We start from the raw sequence: 19,689 nt of genomic DNA, 5'->3' as shown, positions 1-19,689 counted from the left end.
GGGCGATCGCCCGGAGCGGGGATCGACGCCTCCCCTTACGCGTCATGCCAGCGCAGGCTGGCATCTCCCCGTGGCAGCCGCACCTCTAGAGCCGGACGAGACCCCGGCCTTCGCCGGGGTGACAGGTATGCCCGGACGACGCCGCACGACCGGCCGCAGGCAGACGGGGCTATTCCCGTCCGTGGTAACGCTGCGACCGATACCCGGAGTACCGCCGGCCCGTACGGCTACAGGTTCAACAACGCCGGATCGCCGCCCTTTGCCATGATGTTGATCGACGTCGTCCGTTCGCTGGCATAGCGCAGCAGGGCGTTCGGGCCGCCGGCCTTGGGTCCGGTGCCCGACAGGCCTTCGCCGCCGAACGGCTGGACGCCGACGACCGCGCCGATGATCGAGCGATTGACGTAGACGTTGCCGGCGGGGACCAGCGCGGCGACTTCGTCGGCGAAGCGGTCGATGCGGCTGTGGACGCCCAGCGTCAGGCCGTATCCCCGTGCGGCGAGGCGGCGAGCGACGGTGGGCAGATCGGCGGGGTCATAGCGATAGACGTGCAGGACCGGGCCGAACACCTCGCGTTCCAGAAAGTCGGGCGTGGGGACTTCGGCGATGACCGGGGCGAAGAAGTGGCCGCGATCGGCGGTGCCGTTCAGATCGGCGCGGAACAGGATCGTCGCTTCGCGCGCCAGCCGGTCGACATGCGCGTCCAGCGCCGCGCGGGCATCGACATCGATCACCGGACCGATATCGGTCGCCGGATCGGCGGGGTCGCCGAACACGAGACACTTCGCCGCGCCGACCAGCGTTTCGATTACCGCATCGGCGGTGTCGCGCGGGAGGTAGAGCAGCCGCAATGCCGAGCAACGCTGTCCGGCCGAGCCGAAGGCGGACAGCAGCACGTCGTCGACCACCTGTTCGCGCAGCGCGCTGGTATCGACGAACAGGCCGTTCAGGCCGCCGGTTTCTGCGATGAACGGCAGGATCGGGCCGTTGCGTGCGGCCAACTGGCGGTTGATCGTCCACGCGGTCTCGGTGCCGCCGGTGAAGGCGACCCCGGCGATGGCGGGATGCCCGACGAGCGCCGCGCCGACGCTGGCACCGTCGCCGGGGAGCAGGGCAAGCAGATCGGGGTTCAGCCCGGCGGCGTGGAACAGGCGGACGGCTTCGGCGGCGACCAGCGGCGTCTGTTCGGCGGGCTTGGCCAGCACCGCGTTACCGGCGGCAAGCGCGGCCGCGACCTGGCCGGTAAAGATCGCCAGCGGGAAATTCCATGGCGAGATGCAGACGAACACGCCGCGCCCGTGCAGCTCGATCTGGTTCACTTCGCCGACCGGGCCTTGCAGGATGGTCGGCGCGGCGAACTGCGTTTCGGCGAGGACGGCGTAATAGCGGCAGAAGTCGACCGCCTCGCGCACTTCGGCGACGGCGTCGTTCAGCGTCTTGCCCGCTTCGGCGGACAGGATCGCGACGAAGCGGTCGGTCTGTGCCGCCAGCGCGTCGCCCATCGCGCGCAGGACGCGGCCACGGGCGATGCCGCCGCGCGCGTCCCATGCCGGCTGCGCGGCGGCGGCGAGGGAAGCGGCCCGGTCGATATCCGCCGGGTCGGCGGCGGTGACGCTGCCGATCGCGCGGGCGTGGTCGGCGGGACTGGAAAGCGGCACCTCCCCTGCCCCGGCCAGCATGCGCCCGCCGACGATCGGGCCGGCGGTGATCGGCGCGTAGGCGGCGGCGGCGCGGGCGGCGGTGTCGCGGACGCTGCGGATCGAATAGTCGCGTCCCGCCGGATTGGCGCGCGAGGCATAGATGGCGGCAGGCGACGGCAGCCGGGGATGCTGGTGCGGGGCAGCGGCGACCGCCGCGACCGGATCGGCGACCAGATCGACCGACGGCACGGCTTCGTCGAGCAACGCGTTGACGAAGCTGGAATTGGCACCGTTTTCCAGCAGCCGCCGGACCAGATAGGGCAGCAATTCCTCATGCCCGCCGACGGGGGCATAGGCGCGCAGCGTCAGGCTGTTGTCGCTGCCCGCACCGGCCGCGCGGTACAGCGCCTCGCCCATGCCGTGCAGGCGCTGATGTTCGATCGCGACGCCCCGCGCCGCCGCCATGTGACGCACTGCGACAAGGGTATGGGCGTTGTGCGTGGCGAATTGAGGATAAAGTGCGGGCGCGGCGGCGATCAGCTTGCCCGCGCAGACGAGGTAGCTGAGATCGGTGGCGGGCTTGGCGGTGAACACCGGATAGCCGGGGTGCCCGGCGACCTGTGCGCGCTTGACCTCGCTGTCCCAATAGGCGCCCTTGACCAGCCGGACCATGATCCGGCGGCCAGTGTCGCGGGCCAGCGTTTCAAGGCCGTCGATCACGCCGCGCGCGCGCTTGCTATACGCCTGTACGACGACGCCGAGGCCGGTCCAGTCGCCCAGATCGGCTTCGCGGGCCAACCGGTCGACCAGCTTGAGCGAGAGCGCCAGCCGGTCGGCTTCCTCCGCATCGATCGCGAGGTTGAGGTTGTGGCCGGCGGCGATCCCGGCAAGGCGGTGGATGCGGGGATAGAGATCGGTCACGACGTCGGCTTCGTGCACGGCTTCGTAGCGAGGGCACAGCGCCGAGAGCTTGACCGACACGCCATGCCCCTGTTCGGGCGTGCTGCCCGGCGCACGGGCGCGGCCGACCGCGTCGATCGCGGCGGCATAGATCGATTCGTAGCGGTCGGCATCGGCACGCGTACGTGCGCCTTCGCCCAGCATGTCGAACGAACAGAGATAACCGTCCTTCGCCGCGCGCTTCAGCGCGGCGTCGATCGTCGCACCCAGCACGAACTGGTCACCCATGATGCCGACGGCGGCGGACAGCGCGCGCCGGATCACCGGTTCGCCCAGCCGCCCGGCAAGGCGGCGGATCGTCTCGCCGATTCCAGCCGTACCCTCTTCGCCGACCAGCTTCCCGGTCAGCGTCAGACCGATGGTCGAGGCATTGACGAACAGGCTGGACGACGCGCCCAGATGCGCCGCCCAGTCGGCGGCCCCGACCTTTTCGGCGATCAGCCGGTCGCGCGTCGCGGCATCGGGGGTGCGCAGCAATGCTTCGGCAAGGCACATCAGCGCCAGCCCTTCCTGCGTACCCAGCGAGAATTGCTGGAGAAAGCCTTCGACCACGCCGGGTTTGGCCGATGCGGCGCGGGTACGGTCGACCAGTGCGGCAGCCTGTGCGACGATGGCGGTCCGATCGGCGGTAGTCAGCGGCACCTGTGCCAGCAACTGGGGCAGCAGCACCGATTCGTCGGTGAACTTGTCGGCGTCGAGAGCGTCCCAGTCGATCGTGCGCATTCGTTTTTCTCCGTGTCGGATCGATGGTATATCGCGGCTTGGGGTGAAGGTGCTTCGGATGTTGGGCGGGTTGTCCGACGATGTCGTGCCAGATAAGAGTTTTCCCACGATTTTCGTCACCCCGGGCTTGTTCCGGGGTGACGGCCGGGCGGGGGCAACGGAGTAGTGTCATGGACCAGACCGATCGCAAGCTGTTGCGCGTGTTGCAGTCCGACGGGCGGATCACCAATCAGGCGCTGGCGGCGCAGTGCGGGCTGTCGCCCGCAGCGTGTTTCGAACGGGTGCGGCGGTTGCGGGAAAGCGGGGTGATCCGGGGCTATGCCGCGCTGCTCGATCCCGACAAGCTGGACCGGTCGCTGCTGGTGTTCATCGAAGTGCTGCTGGACCGAACCACCGACGATGTGTTCACGGCGTTCGGCTATCATGTCCGCGACCTGCCCGAAGTGCTGGAATGCCATATGGTCGCAGGCGGGTTCGATTATTTGTTGAAGGTGCGGATGGCCGACATGGCGGCGTATCGCGCCTTTCTGGGCCGCACGCTGACCACCGTGCCGGGCGTGCGCGAGACGCGGACCTATGCCGTGCTGGAGGAGGTGAAGGCGACGACGGTGCTGCCGCTGTAACGATCGCGCCGCTGCGTGCCGGGCATGCGGTGGCCGGGCGTTGCGCTTGCTACGCGCTGTGATAGCCTGTCCCGGCTATATTGCTGGAGTCGGTTCGATGGTCGCAATCGCCACAGGAGACGCCTATTCGGTGCTGGCGCTGGTCGACGGACCGCCGCCGCCCGCGCTGGCCGATATGATCGACCGGCTGCGCGCGACCTTGTTGCCGCTGGGGCGGGCGAACGACGCGGATCGTAATCTGTTGGGGGCGCGGATCGACCGGTTCGTCGGCGATGCCGACCGGTCGGTGATCCTGCTGGCGCACGGCGCCGGATGCCGCGCGGCGGCGTGGTGGGCGCGGCTGTCACCGACGCATTACGTCGCGCGGGTCGCGGGCGCGATCCTCGTCGATCCGTCGGCCGAAGCGGGCCGGTTCGCATCGCCCGGTGTCGCACTGCCCTTTCGGTCGGTGACGGTCGACCATTCGCATCCCGCAGCCATCGCATCGCTGGCGCGCGAATGGGGGAGCGAGTTGGTGACGGACGGCGCAGAGGAAGCGGCGCGTGGCGGGCGGTTGTTGAAACTGATCGACCGGTTGACCGGAATGGTCGTGGCGCACGACGTGCTGACGGCGGAAAAGCTGGCGCGGTTGCGGCGGGGCTAAGCGAACGGCTGATGTTTGGGGTTGGTGGATCGGGGCTGGCGTTGCCGCTACGCGATACCGGCTGCGAATTCGGTGGGATTGCCAGCTTGGTGGCGACAGGTCGACGGCGCTGGTGCGGTTGACGATGGACTCGCAGGCCGGATCGATTTTCGACGTTCAAACAGGGTGCCGGGCAGGATCGACATCTACCGCGATGGTGCCCTTGCCGCCTGCATGACCGTCACCCCGGACCTGTTCCGGGGTCCACCGCGCGGCACGCGTTGGTGGTTGAGCCTCCTTCCGCTTTGCTCGCGGTCAGGTGGACCCCGGAACAGGTCCGGGGTGACGATATACGGTCAGTTTTTCGCTGAATTTCGACCAGCGAGAAAGTAGATCCGCCATCATGTCGTAGCCCGTCGACGCTGACCTGTTGCAAGGTCCGGCGGGGTGCGTTCAGCATCGCCCGGGCACCGGCGCCCCCTCCGAACGGGTCGGAACCGTGCGAATGCCGGCCAGCGCGATCGTGCCGCGTCGTCCGTCGCGTGCCATCGTTCCCCGCCGTGCATCCCGGCACGGAGTCGTTGCGTTCTTCGGGAAGTGTGGCAGACCATGCGCAACAATCTTACAACGCGCCGTCCGGCCGGGGCGGACCACGGGAACGGGCATGACGGTGCTGACGATCGATCTGGACGCGCTGGCCGGGAATTACCGGATCGTGGCGGCGCGCGCGGCACCGGTGCCGGTCGCGGGCGTCGTGAAGGCCGACGGATACGGGCTGGGCGCGGCGATCGTCGCGCAGACGCTGGCACAGGTGGGATGCGACACGTTCTTCGTGGCGGTGACCAGTGAGGCGGTGGCGTTGCGGCCGTTGCTCGCGGCGGAGGCGCGACTGTTCGTGCTGAACGGCGTCGCGCCGGGCGACGAGCATGCGTTGATCGCGGCGGATGCGATACCGGTGCTCAACTCGACCGGCGACGTGGCGCGGTGGCGGACGGCGGCGGCGGAGGTCGGCCGGACGCTGAAGGCGGCGGTGCAGGTCGATAGCGGCATGTCACGGCTGGGCCTGTCGGACGGCGAGGTCGCGGCGCTGGCGGACGATCCGAACGCGCTGGCGGGAATCGAGGTCGTATTGGTGATGAGCCATCTGGCGTGCGGCGATGCGCCTGACGATCCGGCCAATTCGGCACAGCGGGCGCGCTTTGCCGCACTGGCCGACCGGTTGCCGCCCGCGCCGCGATCGCTGGGCAATTCGGGCGGGGTCTTTCTAGGGCCGGACTTTCACGGCGATCTGGTCCGGCCGGGGATTGCGCTGTACGGCGCCGCGCCGCAGGAAGGGCGCGACAATCCGATGCGGCCGGTGATCGCACTGGACGCGCGGATCGTGCAGTGGCGGACGGTGCCGGCGGGAACCGGGGTCGGATATGGCCTGACCTCGGTGGCGGACCATGACCGGCGGATCGCGACGCTGTCGATCGGCTATGCCGATGGCTGGCCGCGCGCGCTGAGCAATGTCGGCGCGGCCTATATCGGCGGCGTTCGCGCACCCATTGCCGGGCGCGTGTCGATGGACAGCCTGTGCATCGACGTCAGCGACGTGCCCGCCGAATTGTTGGCGACGGCGACACATGCCGAGCTGATCGGCCCGCACCAGACGATCGACACTGTCGCCGCACAGGCGGGGACGATCGCGTACGAGATATTGACGCAGCTGGGGCGACGCTATGCGCGGCGCATCCTGCCGGTCACCGGCGAAAGGAATGGCGCATGCGTATCGTGATCGCGGGCGCGGGGGTGATCGGCGTCACCTCCGCATGGTATCTGGCACAGGCGGGGCACGAGGTGGTCGTGATCGACCGACAGGACGGCCCGGCGCTGGAAACGAGCTTCGCCAATGCGGGCGAGATTTCGCCGGGCTACGCATCGCCATGGGCGGCACCGGGGATTCCGGCGAAGGCGGTCAAATGGCTGTTCATGCAGCATGCGCCGCTGATCCTGCGCCCGCAGTTCGACATGGCGATGCTGCGCTGGCTGATCGCGATGCTGGGGAATTGCAACGCGCGCGACTATGCCGTGAACAAGGGGCGGATGGTGCGGCTGGCGGAATATAGCCGCGACCGGCTGGTCGAGCTGCGCGGCGCGACCGGCATCGCCTATGACGAACGGTCGCAAGGGACGTTGCAGCTGTTCCGCGAGGAAAAGCAGCTGGCGGGGATCGAGAAGGATATCGCAGTGCTGCGCGCCGACGGCGTGGCGTTCGAGGTGCTCGACCGCGCCGGGTGCATTGCCGCCGAACCGGGGCTGGCGGGCAGCAACCAGCCGCTGGCGGGCGGATTGCGGTTGCCGGGCGACGAGACGGGCGATTGCTTCAAGTTCACCAACGCGCTGGCGGCGATGGCGCAGGCGGCGGGGGTCGAGTTCCGGCTGGGCGAACCGATCCGCGGACTGGTGCGCGACGGCGACCGGATCACCGGGGTACGGACCGATCGCGGCATCGTGACCGGCGATGCCTATCTGGTCGCGCTGGGCAGTTTTTCGACGCGGATCGTGGCACCGCTCGGCATCCGGCTGCCGGTATATCCGGTGAAGGGATATTCGATCACGGTGCCGATCGTCGACGCGAACCGCGCGCCGGTATCGACGTTGCTGGACGAGAGTTACAAGGTGGCGATCACCCGGCTGGGCGACCGCATCCGTGTCGGCGGGATGGCGGAGATATCGGGGTTCAACAACGACCTGCCCGATGCGCGGCGCGCGACGCTGGAATATTCGCTGGGCAGCCTGTTCCCCGGCGCGGGCGATGTGGCGCAGGCGAGTTTCTGGAGCGGGCTGCGGCCGATGACGCCCGACAGCACGCCGGTGATCGGGCCGACGCGGTATCGCAATCTGTTCCTGAATACCGGACACGGGACGCTGGGGTGGACGATGGCGTGCGGATCGGCGCAGGTGATCGCCGACCTGATGTCGGGCGTCACCCCGGCGATCGAAACGGCGGATCTGGCGATTTCGCGCTACTGACGGATCAGGCCACGTCGCGGGCGGCTTCGCGATCGTCCAGCCATTCGACGCGGTCGCGCCCTGCCCGCTTCGCGCGATAAAGCATTTCGTCGAGCCGGTGGACCAGATGCGTCACGTCGGCGGGTGGCGCGTCGAGATAGCAGGCGCCGATGCTGACGGTGGCACGCACCGACACGCCCGACCATCCGGTTGACGTGGCCGCGAACACCCGACGGAGCCGGTTCGTCGCGACGATGGCGGCGGCCCGATCCGGTATGGCCAGTACCAGCGCGAATTCCTCACCCCCCATGCGTCCCGCCAGACCCGTCGGACCGCTGACATCGGCGGCCAGCGCGCCGAACGACTGCAACACGGCGTCGCCCGCCAGATGGCCGAACCGGTCGTTGATCGATTTGAAATGGTCGATATCCAGCCACAGCACCGCCAGCCCGCCCGATGGCGGCATCGCGGCGAGCATCGCGCGCATCCTTTGGTCGAACGCGCGCCGGTTGAGCAGGCCGGTCAGCCCGTCATGGTCCGCCGCCTCGCGCAACCGGTGCGACAGCGAGTCGTGCACCGCCATCGCGCTGCTGATCGTCAGCGGCACCAGCACGAGGAACGCGACCGCGACCCGGATCGACACGACATGCGCCGGGATCGCCATATCCTGTCCGATATGTACCGCGCCAAGGCCGATCGCGGTCAGGCTCCCGGCCCCGATCGCCATCGTCAACACGCTGGTGGTACGCACCGAATAGGTCAGCGCACATAGCAACAGCGCGGGCATCGGGAACATGATGCTGCCCGGCCCGTCGAGCCACAGCGCAGCGGCGCAGGACGCGACCAGCCCGACCACCGGCCATGCCGTCACCCGGATCGAGCGTTCGGTGGGCACCGCCGATACGGCCGACGACCATGCGAGAACGGCGGGCAGCGTCGTCAGATAGTTGACCAGCTCGCTGGCAGGCCATGTCGCCAGCGCCTGAAGCATCGAACCGTCGAACTGCCACTTCACCAGCACGGCACCAGCCAGCGCGGCGGTGAAGCAGCCGGGCAGGATGCAGGCGAGAATCCGCACGACCGAATGGACGCGCCCCAACAGCAGGTCGATCGCATCGAGCCGGCGCAGCAACAGCATCGTCGGCAACACGCCGATCATGTTGGTGGCGGCGAACGCGAACGCGAGCGACGCGGTGCGCCCGAACATGATGTCGGCCGCCACGAAGCCCAGCGCGGCACCGGTCCAGCCCGCCGGACGATGCAGCGCCGGACATCGCACCAGCAGTCCGGCCAGCACCGCGTTGGCGGGCCAGAACGACACCGAAAACGCATGCCGCGACGCAAGTCCGAGGATGCAGGCGCACCACACTGCGAACCCTACGATCAGCAGCGCGCGCAGGGCACCGGCGTCCCGCGCGTCCGGGAGGACGGTCGAACAGGTCCGATTCAGGGCGAGCGGCCGCATCATCGGCCCGCCATACCGCAGCATCGTAAACATCGCGTAACGTCCCGAACCGGATCGATCAGCCGAGCAGATGCGGACGGGTGTCGGCGAGGTGGACGATCAACTGCCCGAACAGGCCGTTGGCCCATGCGAACCAGTCGCGCGTGAATTTCTTCGGATCGTTCCGGTCGAACGATTCGTGGATGAAGCCGGTGTCGCCATGCGTCGCCTTCAACGTCGTCAGGCACTGGCGGATGACCGCGTCGTCGGTGGCGGAAAAGGCGCGGACGATCAGCGACATCGGCCAGATATGACCAAGCCCGACATGCGGGCCGCCGATCCCTTCGCCAGCCGGGCCGCGGAAGAACCACGGGTTGGCATCGCTCCACGCCGCGTCGTGCGTCGCGCGCCACAACGGATCGGTCGGCGACACGCAGCCGAGAAAGGCGAGGCCGGACAGCGACGGCACGTTGGCGTCGTCCATGAAGATCGCATTGCCGAACCCGTCGACCTCATACGCCCAGACGCGACGACCGTCCTTCAGCGTCATCGTGCCATGCGCGGCCAGCGCGGCGGCGACTTCGTCGGCCAGCGCGGTCGCGTCGGCGGCCAGTTCGGCATCGCCGCGCGCGCCGCGCGCGACGACCGCCAGTTCGCGCAGCGTCGTTACCGCGAACAGGTTGGACGGGATCAGGAACGGAAAGAGACAGGCGTCGTCCGACGGCCGGAATCCCGAATGGATCAGCCCGACCGGGCGGGTCGGATTCCCCTGCCCCCACAGCAGCGTTTCGGTCGGCTGGGTCGAATTACGCTGGAATTGATAGGGTCCGGGACCGTCCTTCCGCTGTTGTTCGCGGAAGGTACGGACGATCGCGCGCGCACTTTCCGCCCAGCGGGCGTCGAACGGGCGTTTGTCGCGGGTGGTCGACCAGTAATCATGCGCGAGCCGCAGCGCATAGCACAGCGAATCGATCTCCCACTTCCGTTCGGCCACGCCGGGCTTCATCGTGGTGCGATCGGCCTGCGACCATTCGAGGTTCGATTTGGCCGTCGGGTCTTCCATGAAGGCATTGGCGTAGGGATCGATCAGGATCGAACGCGCCTGCCGGGCGATCAGGCCGCGGAACAGCGTGGCCAGCTTCGGGTCGGATTTGACGAGGTGGAGATAGGGCCGCAACTGCGCCGCCGAATCGCGCAGCCAGAGGCAGGGAATGTCGCCGGTGATGACGAACGCATCGGGCTGTCCGTCGACGGTGCCCGTCCGCACTGTCGTGTCGAGCGTGTTGGGGTAGCAGTTGGCGAACATCCAGCGCAGTTCGGGATCGGCGATCCGCGCGGACACGCGTGCGATCTCGCGCTCGACCGCCGGGCTGCTGAAGCGGCGTGCGGCGGCGGCCGGACGCTTGCTGGCGAAGGACGCCGGTTGCGCAAGGACCGGCGGCGAAGCGATCGCGGCGGTCAGCAGCGCGCCGTTCTTCAGTAGCGTGCGTCGCGTCGTCATGATCGGCCCCCGGTCGTAAAACGCGCGTCGTACGCGACCCGGGGGAAGAAGCGCCAGTGGGTTTTGCCCGGATCGCGACCATAACCGTCATCCCGGCGCAGGCCGGGATCGCTCCGTCGCGAAGCGCGCGCCACACGCCGTCACCCCGGCCTGCGCCGGGGTGACGGCGTGGGGCGGTGGTCGGTGCGGGTCGGGTCGGGACACGGTGGGGGGTCGACCTCGATGTGGATCGGGCCACCGTGCGGGTCGGGGACGGTGCAGCGCGCCACGGTGCGGATCGGGGACGGTGCGGCGCGCCACAGTGCGGGTCGGGGACGGCGGCCCGCCACGGTGTGGGTCGGGGGACCGCCGGTCCCCCTTCCCTTACTTCGCGTCGACGCGCTTCAGGCGGGGCGACAGCAGATGCACCGCCAGCAGCGCGAGGAAATAGGCCGAACCCGCGACGTAGAACAGCGGCGCATAGCTGCCGATGCCGTCGAGGACGTAGCCGGCATATTTCGCCATCAACATGCCGCCGATCGCGCCGACCGTGCCGCCGATGCCGACGACCGATCCCACCGCCGCGCGCGGGAACAGGTCCGACGGCAGCGTGTAGAGATTGGCCGAGAACGCCTGGTGCGCCGCCGTGGCGATGCCGATGACGAGGACCGCGACCCACAGATTGTCGATCGACTGGGCGAACAACACCGGCAGCACCGCGCAGGCGCAGATGAACATCGTCATCTTGCGTGCGAAATTGACGGTGCGGCCCCGCGCGATCAGCGTGGACGACAGCCATCCGCCCGCGACGCTGCCCAGATCGGACAACAGATAGATCGCGACCAGCGGCGGTCCGAAGCTGAGCAGATCGAGGTTGTAGCGCGTCCCCAGATAGCCTGGCAGCCAGAACAGGAAGAACCACCAGATCGGGTCGATGAAGAACTTCCCCAGCGCGAACGCCCAGGTTTCGCGGATGGTGGCGATGCGCCGCCACGGCATCGGCTCGATCGGGTCGACCGGGTCCTGTTCGATCCATGCCAGCTCGCCGCCGGACAGTTTCGCGTGCTCGCGCGGGCGGCGGTAGAACACCAGCCACAGCACCAGCCAGACGAAGCTGACCACGCCGGTGACGACGAACGCCATGCGCCAGCCATAGGCGACCGTCAGCCACGGCACCGCCAGCGGCGTGACGATCGCGCCGACATTCGCGCCCGCATTGAACACGCCGATCGCGAAGGCGCGTTCCTTGGCCGGGAACCATTCGGTCACCGCCTTGATCCCCGCCGGGAAATTGCCCGATTCGCCTAGGCCGAGGCCGAAGCGCGCCATGGCGAACTGGGTCACGCTGTACGCGCCGCCATGGGCGATGTGCGCGATCTGCCATACCACGAACGCGACGGCATAGCCCATCCGCGCGCCGATCACGTCGACGATGCGGCCGAAGCCGATATAGCCGATCGCATAGGCGAACTGGAAAAAGAAGATGACGTTGGCGAAGTCGGTTTCGGTCCAGCCAAGGTCCTTCGACAGGGTCGGCTTGAGCACGCCGATCATCTGTCGATCGACGTAGTTGATGCAGGTCGCCATGAACAGCAGGGCGACGATACCCCATCGGTAGCGTCCGGCGCGCGTTACCGCGCGCTCGATCCCGTCAGAGTGAACCGGTTCCATTCATCGCCTCCACTTGCATTCCCTCCATCACGGGCGCCGCATCGATCGTGCAGCTGACCGTCAATTCCCCGAATTTCGCGTCGAAACGCTGGCCCGGCCGGATTTGGTGTACACCGGTTACCGCGCCCGATGAAACCCATGTACCCGGTTCCAGCGACAATCCGCGCGCGGCGAGGCAATCGACGAGGAACGCGACCGCGCCGATCGGCCCGTCGAGCATCGCGCGGGCGGTCGCTTCGCCGACGACCACGCCGTCGATGCGCGATTCGACCGGCAAGTCCAGAAACGACAGGTCGCGCCAGCCGGGCACTTCCGGCCCGATCAACAGGCCGAAATTATTGCCGAAATCGCTGATCGTGACCAGCGGACCGTCGGCATTGATGTCCGCATAGGGCGAGCTGGCGATCTCGATCCCGATATGGACCGCGTCGACCAGTTCCAGCGCCTCGTCGAGCGACAGGCCGGTGCGGCCGGGAGCCGGGCCACGCGCGACACGAACGCAGAATTCGGCTTCCGCCGCCGCGAAACCATCTGCGATCACCGGCAGCGACAGGGTGTCGATGCCGACGACCTGATCGGCGAAGATCGGACCGGCAAGGCGGTTGGTGCCAAGCTGCGCATCGAGCGGCGGATTGATCTTGCCGACCTTCCACCCCGCGACGGGGCGACCGTCGAGCGCGATGGCGCGGTCCTGGATCGCATAGGCTTCCGGCATCGTCGCGGGCCGTTCGCCCGGATAGGGCGACAGCCCATGCGCACCCCGGCGCGCCGACACGAATGCGCGCGCGATCTGATCGCGATTGTCCATTGCCGCCCTCTCCATCGTTATCGCGATTTGCTATCGGAAACCGGTGTCAAAGACAAGCCGGTCAAATAACGGACGATTGGCGCGGGACCGCGGGGCGGCTATCGATCGCAGATGAAGAAAACCGGGCAGCCCACCATCAACGACGTCGCGCGGCTGGCCGGCGTGTCGAAAAAGACCGTCAGCCGGGTCATCAACCAGTCGCCGCTGCTGAACGGCGAAACGCGCGACCGGGTGCAGGCGGTGATTGCCGAGATCGGCTATATCCCCAATCCGCAGGCGCGCGCACTGGCGCTGCGCCGCAATTTCCTGATCGCGCTGATTCACGACAATCCTAATGCCCAGATGGTGCTGGGCGTGCAGCAGGGGTTGCTGGAAGTGCTGCGCGACACCGAATTCGAACTGCTGGTCCACCCGGTCGATCGCGGCGCGCCGGACATGACCGACGAGGTGCGCCGGTTCCTCGAACGGCAGCGCCCCTATGGCGTGATGCTGTTGCCGCCGATTTCGGAGAACGACGCGCTGGCGGCGTTGTGCGACCAGATCGGGTGCCGCTACGTCCGCATGGGATCGGCTCCGTTCGACGAAGCCGAGCATATGGTGTCGTCGAACGACCGCGAGGCGGTGCGCGGCGCGGTGGAACATCTGTTGTCGGCGGGGCATCGGCGGATCTGCATGATTGCCGGGCCGCACGGCTTCCGGTCGGCGCATGAACGGCAGCAGGGATATGAGGAGGCGATCGAGGTGGCCGGGATCGGCGTGCAGCGGACGTGGATCGCGCAGGGCGACTATACGTTCGAATCGGGGATGCGCGCGGCCGAACGGCTGCTCGACCTGTCGCCGCGCCCCACCGCGATCTTCGCATCGAACGACGAAATGGCGGCGGGGGCGCTGCACGTCGCACGGCAACGCGGACTCGAGGTGCCCGACGACCTGTCGATCATCGGGTTCGACGATACGTCGATCGCGTCGCATCTGTGGCCGCCGCTCACCACCGTCCGCTGGCCGATCGCGACGATGGCGCGTGCGGCGGCGCTCAAGCTGGTCGGCGACGACGATGGCGGCGAGGAGGATGGCGAGGACGACCTGTTCGTATCGACGCTGATCCGTCGGGCATCGGTGGCGAAGCCCGCCGCATGACGGGCGGTCCGATGGGTTGCGAAGGGTTGTGACACCGCTTACCCCATAAGGTCGCAACCGACCGGGAATCATCGCAGCGGCATCGCCGCGCGGCGACACCGGACCGACAGACCGGCGCATCCGGCGACTTGGGGAGAGTGACATGGCTGATGACGGGAGCTTGATCGCACGGCGCGGCGTGCTGGCGGGCGGTGCGGCGGCGCTGTTGCTGCCCCACGGCGCACGCGGCGCGACCGATCCGGTGGCACAGGGCGCGGGCGGACGCTGGCAGGGCGCGACCGAAGACGGGGTGCGCGTGTTTCGCGGCATCCGCTATGGCGCTGACCCGACGGCGCGACGCTTCCAGCCGCCCCTGCCCCCCGCCCCCATCGGCCGTGTGCAGCGCGCGACGGCGTTCGGGCCGTCCTGTCCGCAGCGCGGCGGGCGCGGATTGACGCAGCGCGAGGATTGCCTGTTCCTCAACGTCTGGACGCCCGATGCCGCCGCTGGTGCGAAGCGTCCGGTGATGGTCTATTTCCACGGCGGTGCCTATTCGGGCGGTACGGTGGTCGAACCGCTGGTGTTCGGTCACCGGTTGGCGGCGCAGGGCGACGTCGTGGTGGTGACGGTCAATCACCGGCTGAACGCGCTGGGGTATCTGTATCTCGCGCGAATCGACCCGCGCTTCGCCGACAGCGGCAATAGCGGGCAACTCGACCTCGTCCTCGCGCTGCGCTGGGTACGCGACAACATCGCCGGGTTCGGCGGCGATCCGGGGCGGGTCATGGTGTTCGGCCAGTCGGGCGGCGGGGCGAAGATCGCGACGCTGATGGCGATGCCCGCCGCGCGGGGGCTGTTCCACGCGGCCGCGACGATGAGCGGGCAGCAGGTGACGGCATCGGGACCGATCAACGCAACCCGCCGTGCCGAAGCGGTGCTGGCGCGGCTGAAGGCGACGCCGGCACAGGCGGCGGCGATGCCGGTCGAACGGCTGATCGACGGGCTGGGGGCCGAAGACCCGTTCCTCGGCGGCGGGGTGTATATGGGGCCGGTGGTCGATATGCGGTCGCTGGAACGCCACCCGTTCTGGCCCGACGCCCACCCGCTGGGCCGCGACATTCCGTTGATCCTCGGCAATACGCGGGACGAGACGCGGGCGTTCATCGCCGCCGACGGACCGGTGGTGCGCGGGCTGGACTGGAGCAATCTGGCGGCACGGATGGCACCGCAGTTGCGCGTCGACGCGCATCCCGAATGGGTGGTGGCGCAATATCGCGCGCGCTATCCAGCGATGACCGCGCAGGACGTCCTGTATTCGGCGACGACCGCCGGCCGAAGCTGGCCGGGACAGGTGATCGAGGCCGAGGCGCGCGCGGCGGCGGGCGTGCCGGCATGGGTGTATCAGCTGGATTACACCGGACCGGGCCGCGCCGGTGCCGGCCATACTGACGATATCCCGCTGGTGTTTGGTACGCTCGACGCAGAGGGATCGGTCAGCGGCGCCGGCCCGGCGGCGCAGGCAGTGTCGGCGCGAATGATGGCGGCGTTCGTCGCGCTGGCCCGGCGCGGCGATCCGGGCGGCGGCTGGCCGCGCCACACCCTGCCGAAGCGCGCGACGATGGTGTTCGATGCCCGCAGCCGGGTCGTGAACGATCCGCGCGGCTGGGAACGCGAGTTGTTCGCGCGGTTCCCGTATGTGCAGCCGGGGACTTGATGGGGGCGTCGGTGGGGGGCGGCGGGCGCATAAACCCGGACATTCGGACTGCCGATCGCACCACCAGTTAAGTGCGATCTTTCCTATTTCTACATCTACGAAGGGCCATTTCGAGAAACAGCAATCGGGAACAGATTTCGAGATGGGGGAAGCGCTTAGCGGTTTGCAGCGCAATCGCCCCGGCAGGCCGTCTCTCCATGGACTCGTTTTTAGAAAGGAAACTTCGGCGGGTATTGTCGGATCGAGCGCCAGGACGTGGTATTGCCAATGACGCGCCGGATCATCCGGCTATGCAGCGCAACAGGAAAGGCGACCGAGGACATGCTTAGAGCGATGGTCATCATCCTATCGTTGTTCATTATTCCAAACTTATCTGCCGCGGGGCGTAGTTCAGAAACTTTGAAGGCCATAGCTTCAACCAGCTGCGATATGCCATTGGGTTGGGGTGATATTGCCCTGCGCAAGCCGCGTTTCGGTGTTTTCGGCGAAGTTCACGGAACACAAGAAGCCCCTGAACTTTTCGGTCGCGTAGCCTGTGCACTTGCCGCACAAGGTAAGAGCGTCTTGGTCGCAGTCGAGCATGACGTATCATTCGATCCTGCGTACCAAGCGGCATGGCGACAGCCGCCTGAGAAGTTCGCGGCGGCCCTTCTCCAAGCGGGTTGGAAAGGAAGTCGCGACGGAAAAGGCAGTGTGGCGATGCTAGACATGCTAAAGCGACTTCATCAGCTCGCTTGGCAAGGTCGCGCGATCCGCCTTACTGCCTTCGATGGTGAGCGCGACGATGTGCAGCATCGCAAGTTTGGCACTCTGCCGGGGCAACGACCGCGGGAAGCGGCTCAGGCAGACAATATTCGCATAGCTGCCGATCAGGCTTCTTACGATTTTATCCTCGTTTTGACGGGCAATTTCCATGCAAGCAAGCAGTCGTTCAAGCGTGGTGGCACAGCCGTCGAGCCGATGGCGATGCACCTCGCGCGCATCGGGCCAATGGTGACGCTCGACGCCCGGTATTCACGCGGCAGCGCTTGGACCTGCGAACTGAAGCCCGGAATGCGGTCAGAACCGGGAAAACCCATCTCAAAGGACGCAATCGAATGCGCAATTCATTCCGTCGGCATGCAGCCGGACCTCGGACAAAATCAGTTTTTGTCGCTAAATGCATCGTCCGATGCAGACGATGCTTATGACGGATTCTTCTGGTTAGGGACTATTCATGGTTCACCGCCGGCTGTGCGGGATCAATGATCGCCATACAGCGGCTAGACAACAGCCGCATTCCCAAAACTCGTTCCTTTTAGGAAGGGCGGCGGCACGCTTGAGGTCGGTTATTGCCATCCGCGTTCTCGAGAGCGGCTGGGCCACTCCGACCAAGGCGCGACACTAGCCCGCCCCTATTCCACCGGTTTCGCCAGCGGATAGCTGACGATCAGTGCCAGCGGCTGGCGTCCACGCTGGGCGATGCCGACCGTGGCGCCGGCGTAGAGATATACCGTCGTGCCCTTGCCAACGCGGCGGGTGACGCCGTCGCTGGTGACGTCGCCTTCGCCCGACACGACGTGATACACCTCGTCATGATCGATCGGGTGCAGGCCGATCGCAGCGTTGCGATCGAGCGTACGGCGACGGAACTCCATCGTGCGGCCGGGGACGCGATCGGTGATGCGCCATGCGGTGCTCATGCCGATCGCGCCATGCGGCACCGGTTGACGCAGGCGGGTCGATTCGTCGTCGATCACCAACATCGCCGGAGCCTTTGCCCGGCCCGTCGCCCATCCGAGCCCCCCCGCGACATGCGCCAGCACGCGCGCGTCGCGCCAGCTTTCGCGGCGATGGCCGAGGCCGGTGTAGAACACCCGCCCCTTCCCCACGCGGTGCGTCCATGCCAGCGGACGCGGATTGACCTCCGTCGCGCCGATCGAGGCGGGGTCGAGCGTCAGCAGATGCGTCAGATCGGGCAACACGTCGTCGAACCAGTACCATTCGTCGGCGATGCGGAACGCGGACGGCAGCGTCGCGGTGGCGGGATGGCGTTCGGGCGTCCGCTGGATCGCCGCTTCGGGCGTGCCCGCCGGATGACGCGCGAACCGTCCGCCGATCAGCCGGGCATAGCCGGGCCAGCCGGCGTGCGAATCGGCGGCGGCATGCAGTGCGACCAGACCGCCGCCGCGATCGACATAGCTTTCCAGCGCGGCACGGCGCGGACCGACGAACCATTCGGTCTCCGGTCGCTTCCGGTCGGTGGTGGTCGACACCAGTACGATCGCGGCGAAACCGTCGAGCGGCGCGTCGAACACCGCCGGATCGTCGCTGGCCACCGGTTCCAGCCCCTGTTCGCGGGCGAGGACGCGCAGCGCCGCGACCGCATCGGGGATCGAATCATGGACGAATCCGGTCGCGCGGTGGAACAGCAGCACGCGCGTCGGTGCGGCGACCGCAGGCATGGCGACCAGCAACGTCGCCGCCGCCACGACCAGCCGCGTGATGCCCGCGCCGGTCACTGGCGCATCGCCCGGTCGCGCGCCGACAGCGATTCCTGCACCGGCCCCTTCTGCCCCGGATAGCGGCCCGATTTCGGCTCCATCGTGGTCAGATCCCATTCGGCGTCGACGAACGGCGCGCTGGTCTGCACCGGATGGGGATATTCGCTGACTTCGCGTTCGTCGTCGATGATCTTGCCGCGCCCTTCGGCGACGAAGAACAGCACGCGGATATCGTCGGCATCGCGATCCCACGGCCGCGCGCCCGCATTCGCCAGCAGATGCGTTTCGAGTTCGGCGGCGGGTAGTACCGGTAGGCCGGTCGGCCATACCGGTGGAGTGCGCGATTCGATGAGCTTTGCCTTGGTCGCGCCATAGCGCCCGAACAGCGGCAGCGGATTGCCGTGGCGATCGACGGCAATGTTGTCGCGCCCGTGATAGCGCAGGTCGCCGTCACCGCCGAGCATCAGGAACGGCAATCCTGCGTCGGTTGACGGACCGCCACGCATGACGTTGCCGACCGCCGCCAGCTTGCCTTCCTGATAAGGCTGGTTGCCCCATTCCAGCGCCATCAGATTGTAGTGCACGGCGCGAAGGCCCGGATCGTAGATCAGGTTGTTGACCACCGCTGCCTGCACGCCGCCCTTCAGCAACGGGCTGCGTTCGACATTATGGGCATAGACGTTGCGCCAGATCAGGATCTGGCTGGCATTGTCGTGGATCAGCGACCCCTTGCTGTGTTCGCCCTTGGGATGGCTGGCATCGGCCAGCCCTTCCGCCAGCAGATTATAGCTGAAGGTGATCGAATGGCTGGTGTTGCGCCGCCAGTCGTCGGGTGTCGCACCTTCGAAGCGCGGCCCCGACGCCGACAGGTTTTCGTCCAGCGCCCAAGTCATGGTGCAATGGTCGATGATGACGTTGTGCGCCGCGACGGTGTTCAGCGCGTCGACCTCCCAACCCGATCGTTTTGCTTGTCCGTCCAGACCGGGGCGGACGCGCAGGTGGCGGACGATCACGTCGCTGGCACGAATGTCGATGCCGCCACGGATCAGCGTGATGCCCGGTGACGGCGCGGTCTGTCCCGCGATGGTCAGGAACGGTTCCTTGATCGTGATCGTGGTCCGCGCCATGTCGATCACGCCGGCCACTTCGAACACGACGATCCGTGGGCCTTTCGCCTCCACCGCCGCCTTGAACGATCCGGGGCCGTCGGCGGCCAGCGTGGTGACGCGCAGGATGCGACCGCCGCGTCCGCCCTGCGTCACCGCCGCCCAGCCCTGCGCACCCGGAAATGCCGTGGTCGCAACGGGTTGCGCCTGCACTGCCGCCGGGGCCGCGAGCAGCAACGCTGCCATCCATATCCGCATATTCTATCCTCTCCACACTCTGTTCATTGACAAGTGCCTCGTTATTT

14 protein-coding genes are annotated in these 19,689 nt (G+C 67.6%); 7 read left to right on the top strand and 7 right to left on the bottom strand.

What is annotated here, in order from left to right:
- Positions 1–227: 227 nt before the first annotated feature.
- Complete coding sequence (putA, locus tag IFT55_RS13375; protein WP_192092840.1) at positions 228–3,323, bottom strand: bifunctional proline dehydrogenase/L-glutamate gamma-semialdehyde dehydrogenase PutA; 3,096 nt, start codon at positions 3,321–3,323, stop codon at positions 228–230.
- Positions 3,324–3,493: 170 nt separating this feature from the next.
- Between putA and IFT55_RS13370 the strand changes: the two genes are divergently transcribed.
- The 4 genes from IFT55_RS13370 (at position 3,494) to IFT55_RS13355 (ending at position 7,583) form a co-directional block, all read left to right on the top strand.
- Positions 3,494–3,946 (top strand): Lrp/AsnC ligand binding domain-containing protein, encoded by a 453-nt coding sequence (locus IFT55_RS13370; RefSeq protein ID WP_192092839.1) that lies wholly within the window; start codon positions 3,494–3,496, stop codon positions 3,944–3,946.
- Between the two features lie 97 nt (positions 3,947–4,043).
- Entirely contained in the window at positions 4,044–4,589 is a 546-nt protein-coding gene (locus tag IFT55_RS13365) for an alpha/beta hydrolase (RefSeq protein ID WP_192092838.1), read from the top strand.
- Positions 4,590–5,232: 643 nt separating this feature from the next.
- Complete coding sequence (gene alr / locus IFT55_RS13360) at positions 5,233–6,345, top strand: alanine racemase (RefSeq protein ID WP_192092837.1); 1,113 nt, start codon at positions 5,233–5,235, stop codon at positions 6,343–6,345.
- Entirely contained in the window at positions 6,333–7,583 is a 1,251-nt protein-coding gene (locus IFT55_RS13355; RefSeq protein WP_192092836.1) for a D-amino acid dehydrogenase, read from the top strand. Before alr ends, IFT55_RS13355 begins: the two co-directional genes overlap by 13 nt.
- 4 nt (positions 7,584–7,587) lie before the next feature.
- Here the strand turns inward: IFT55_RS13355 and IFT55_RS13350 are convergent, their stop codons facing one another.
- The 4 genes from IFT55_RS13350 to IFT55_RS13335 all read right to left on the bottom strand — a co-directional run bounded on the left by IFT55_RS13350 (position 7,588) and on the right by IFT55_RS13335 (position 12,965).
- Positions 7,588–9,027, bottom strand: a complete 1,440-nt coding sequence (locus IFT55_RS13350; RefSeq protein ID WP_192092835.1) for a GGDEF domain-containing protein — start codon at positions 9,025–9,027, stop codon at positions 7,588–7,590.
- Positions 9,028–9,085: 58 nt separating this feature from the next.
- Positions 9,086–10,507 carry a glycoside hydrolase family 125 protein gene (locus IFT55_RS13345; RefSeq protein ID WP_192092834.1) on the bottom strand — a complete coding sequence of 474 codons (1,422 nt, stop codon included), beginning with the start codon at positions 10,505–10,507 and terminating at the stop codon, positions 9,086–9,088.
- Between the two features lie 363 nt (positions 10,508–10,870).
- Positions 10,871–12,157: an MFS transporter gene (locus IFT55_RS13340; RefSeq protein ID WP_192092833.1), complete on the bottom strand. Its 1,287-nt coding sequence runs from the start codon at positions 12,155–12,157 to the stop codon at positions 10,871–10,873.
- Positions 12,138–12,965, bottom strand: a complete 828-nt coding sequence (locus IFT55_RS13335; RefSeq protein WP_249403816.1) for a 2-keto-4-pentenoate hydratase — start codon at positions 12,963–12,965, stop codon at positions 12,138–12,140. The genes IFT55_RS13340 and IFT55_RS13335 overlap by 20 nt, the downstream gene beginning before the upstream one ends.
- A gap of 111 nt (positions 12,966–13,076) precedes the next feature.
- On the opposite strand from IFT55_RS13335, the gene IFT55_RS13330 reads away from it, so the two are divergent.
- The 3 genes from IFT55_RS13330 to IFT55_RS13320 all read left to right on the top strand — a co-directional run bounded on the left by IFT55_RS13330 (position 13,077) and on the right by IFT55_RS13320 (position 17,043).
- Entirely contained in the window at positions 13,077–14,102 is a 1,026-nt protein-coding gene (locus IFT55_RS13330) for a LacI family DNA-binding transcriptional regulator (protein ID WP_192092831.1), read from the top strand.
- Between the two features lie 142 nt (positions 14,103–14,244).
- The gene (locus IFT55_RS13325) at positions 14,245–15,795 is read left to right on the top strand and encodes a carboxylesterase/lipase family protein (protein ID WP_192092830.1); all 1,551 of its coding nucleotides are present in this window, start codon (positions 14,245–14,247) and stop codon (positions 15,793–15,795) included.
- A gap of 267 nt (positions 15,796–16,062) precedes the next feature.
- Positions 16,063–17,043 (top strand): hypothetical protein, encoded by a 981-nt coding sequence (locus IFT55_RS13320; RefSeq protein ID WP_192092829.1) that lies wholly within the window; start codon positions 16,063–16,065, stop codon positions 17,041–17,043.
- 146 nt (positions 17,044–17,189) lie between these two features.
- Here the strand turns inward: IFT55_RS13320 and IFT55_RS17710 are convergent, their stop codons facing one another.
- A complete protein-coding gene (locus tag IFT55_RS17710) occupies positions 17,190–18,296 on the bottom strand; it encodes a ThuA domain-containing protein (RefSeq protein WP_192092828.1) in 1,107 nt (368 codons plus the stop codon).
- Positions 18,293–19,642, bottom strand: a complete 1,350-nt coding sequence (locus IFT55_RS13310; RefSeq protein ID WP_192092827.1) for a pectate lyase family protein — start codon at positions 19,640–19,642, stop codon at positions 18,293–18,295. The genes IFT55_RS17710 and IFT55_RS13310 overlap by 4 nt, the downstream gene beginning before the upstream one ends.
- Positions 19,643–19,689: the final 47 nt, after the last annotated feature.

Source organism: Sphingomonas sp. CFBP 13720 (genome assembly GCF_014842075.1).
GTDB lineage: Bacteria > Pseudomonadota > Alphaproteobacteria > Sphingomonadales > Sphingomonadaceae > Sphingomonas.
The sequence above is the reverse complement of the archived record's forward strand: the minus strand, read 5'-3'. Positions and strand labels throughout refer to the sequence as shown.

What these genes read in the sequence shown, in the direction of transcription:
- putA (WP_192092840.1), bottom strand. Translation starts at nt 3,323, where the DNA reads ATGCGCACGATCGACTGGGACGCTCTCGACGCCGACAAGTTCACCGAC.
- IFT55_RS13370 (WP_192092839.1), top strand. Translation starts at nt 3,494, where the DNA reads ATGGACCAGACCGATCGCAAGCTGTTGCGCGTGTTGCAGTCCGACGGG.
- IFT55_RS13365 (WP_192092838.1), top strand. Translation starts at nt 4,044, where the DNA reads ATGGTCGCAATCGCCACAGGAGACGCCTATTCGGTGCTGGCGCTGGTC.
- alr (WP_192092837.1), top strand. Translation starts at nt 5,233, where the DNA reads ATGACGGTGCTGACGATCGATCTGGACGCGCTGGCCGGGAATTACCGG.
- IFT55_RS13355 (WP_192092836.1), top strand. Translation starts at nt 6,333, where the DNA reads ATGCGTATCGTGATCGCGGGCGCGGGGGTGATCGGCGTCACCTCCGCA.
- IFT55_RS13350 (WP_192092835.1), bottom strand. Translation starts at nt 9,027, where the DNA reads ATGCGGCCGCTCGCCCTGAATCGGACCTGTTCGACCGTCCTCCCGGAC.
- IFT55_RS13345 (WP_192092834.1), bottom strand. Translation starts at nt 10,507, where the DNA reads ATGACGACGCGACGCACGCTACTGAAGAACGGCGCGCTGCTGACCGCC.
- IFT55_RS13340 (WP_192092833.1), bottom strand. Translation starts at nt 12,157, where the DNA reads ATGGAACCGGTTCACTCTGACGGGATCGAGCGCGCGGTAACGCGCGCC.
- IFT55_RS13335 (WP_249403816.1), bottom strand. Translation starts at nt 12,965, where the DNA reads ATGGACAATCGCGATCAGATCGCGCGCGCATTCGTGTCGGCGCGCCGG.
- IFT55_RS13330 (WP_192092831.1), top strand. Translation starts at nt 13,077, where the DNA reads ATGAAGAAAACCGGGCAGCCCACCATCAACGACGTCGCGCGGCTGGCC.
- IFT55_RS13325 (WP_192092830.1), top strand. Translation starts at nt 14,245, where the DNA reads ATGGCTGATGACGGGAGCTTGATCGCACGGCGCGGCGTGCTGGCGGGC.
- IFT55_RS13320 (WP_192092829.1), top strand. Translation starts at nt 16,063, where the DNA reads ATGACGCGCCGGATCATCCGGCTATGCAGCGCAACAGGAAAGGCGACC.
- IFT55_RS13310 (WP_192092827.1), bottom strand. Translation starts at nt 19,642, where the DNA reads ATGCGGATATGGATGGCAGCGTTGCTGCTCGCGGCCCCGGCGGCAGTG.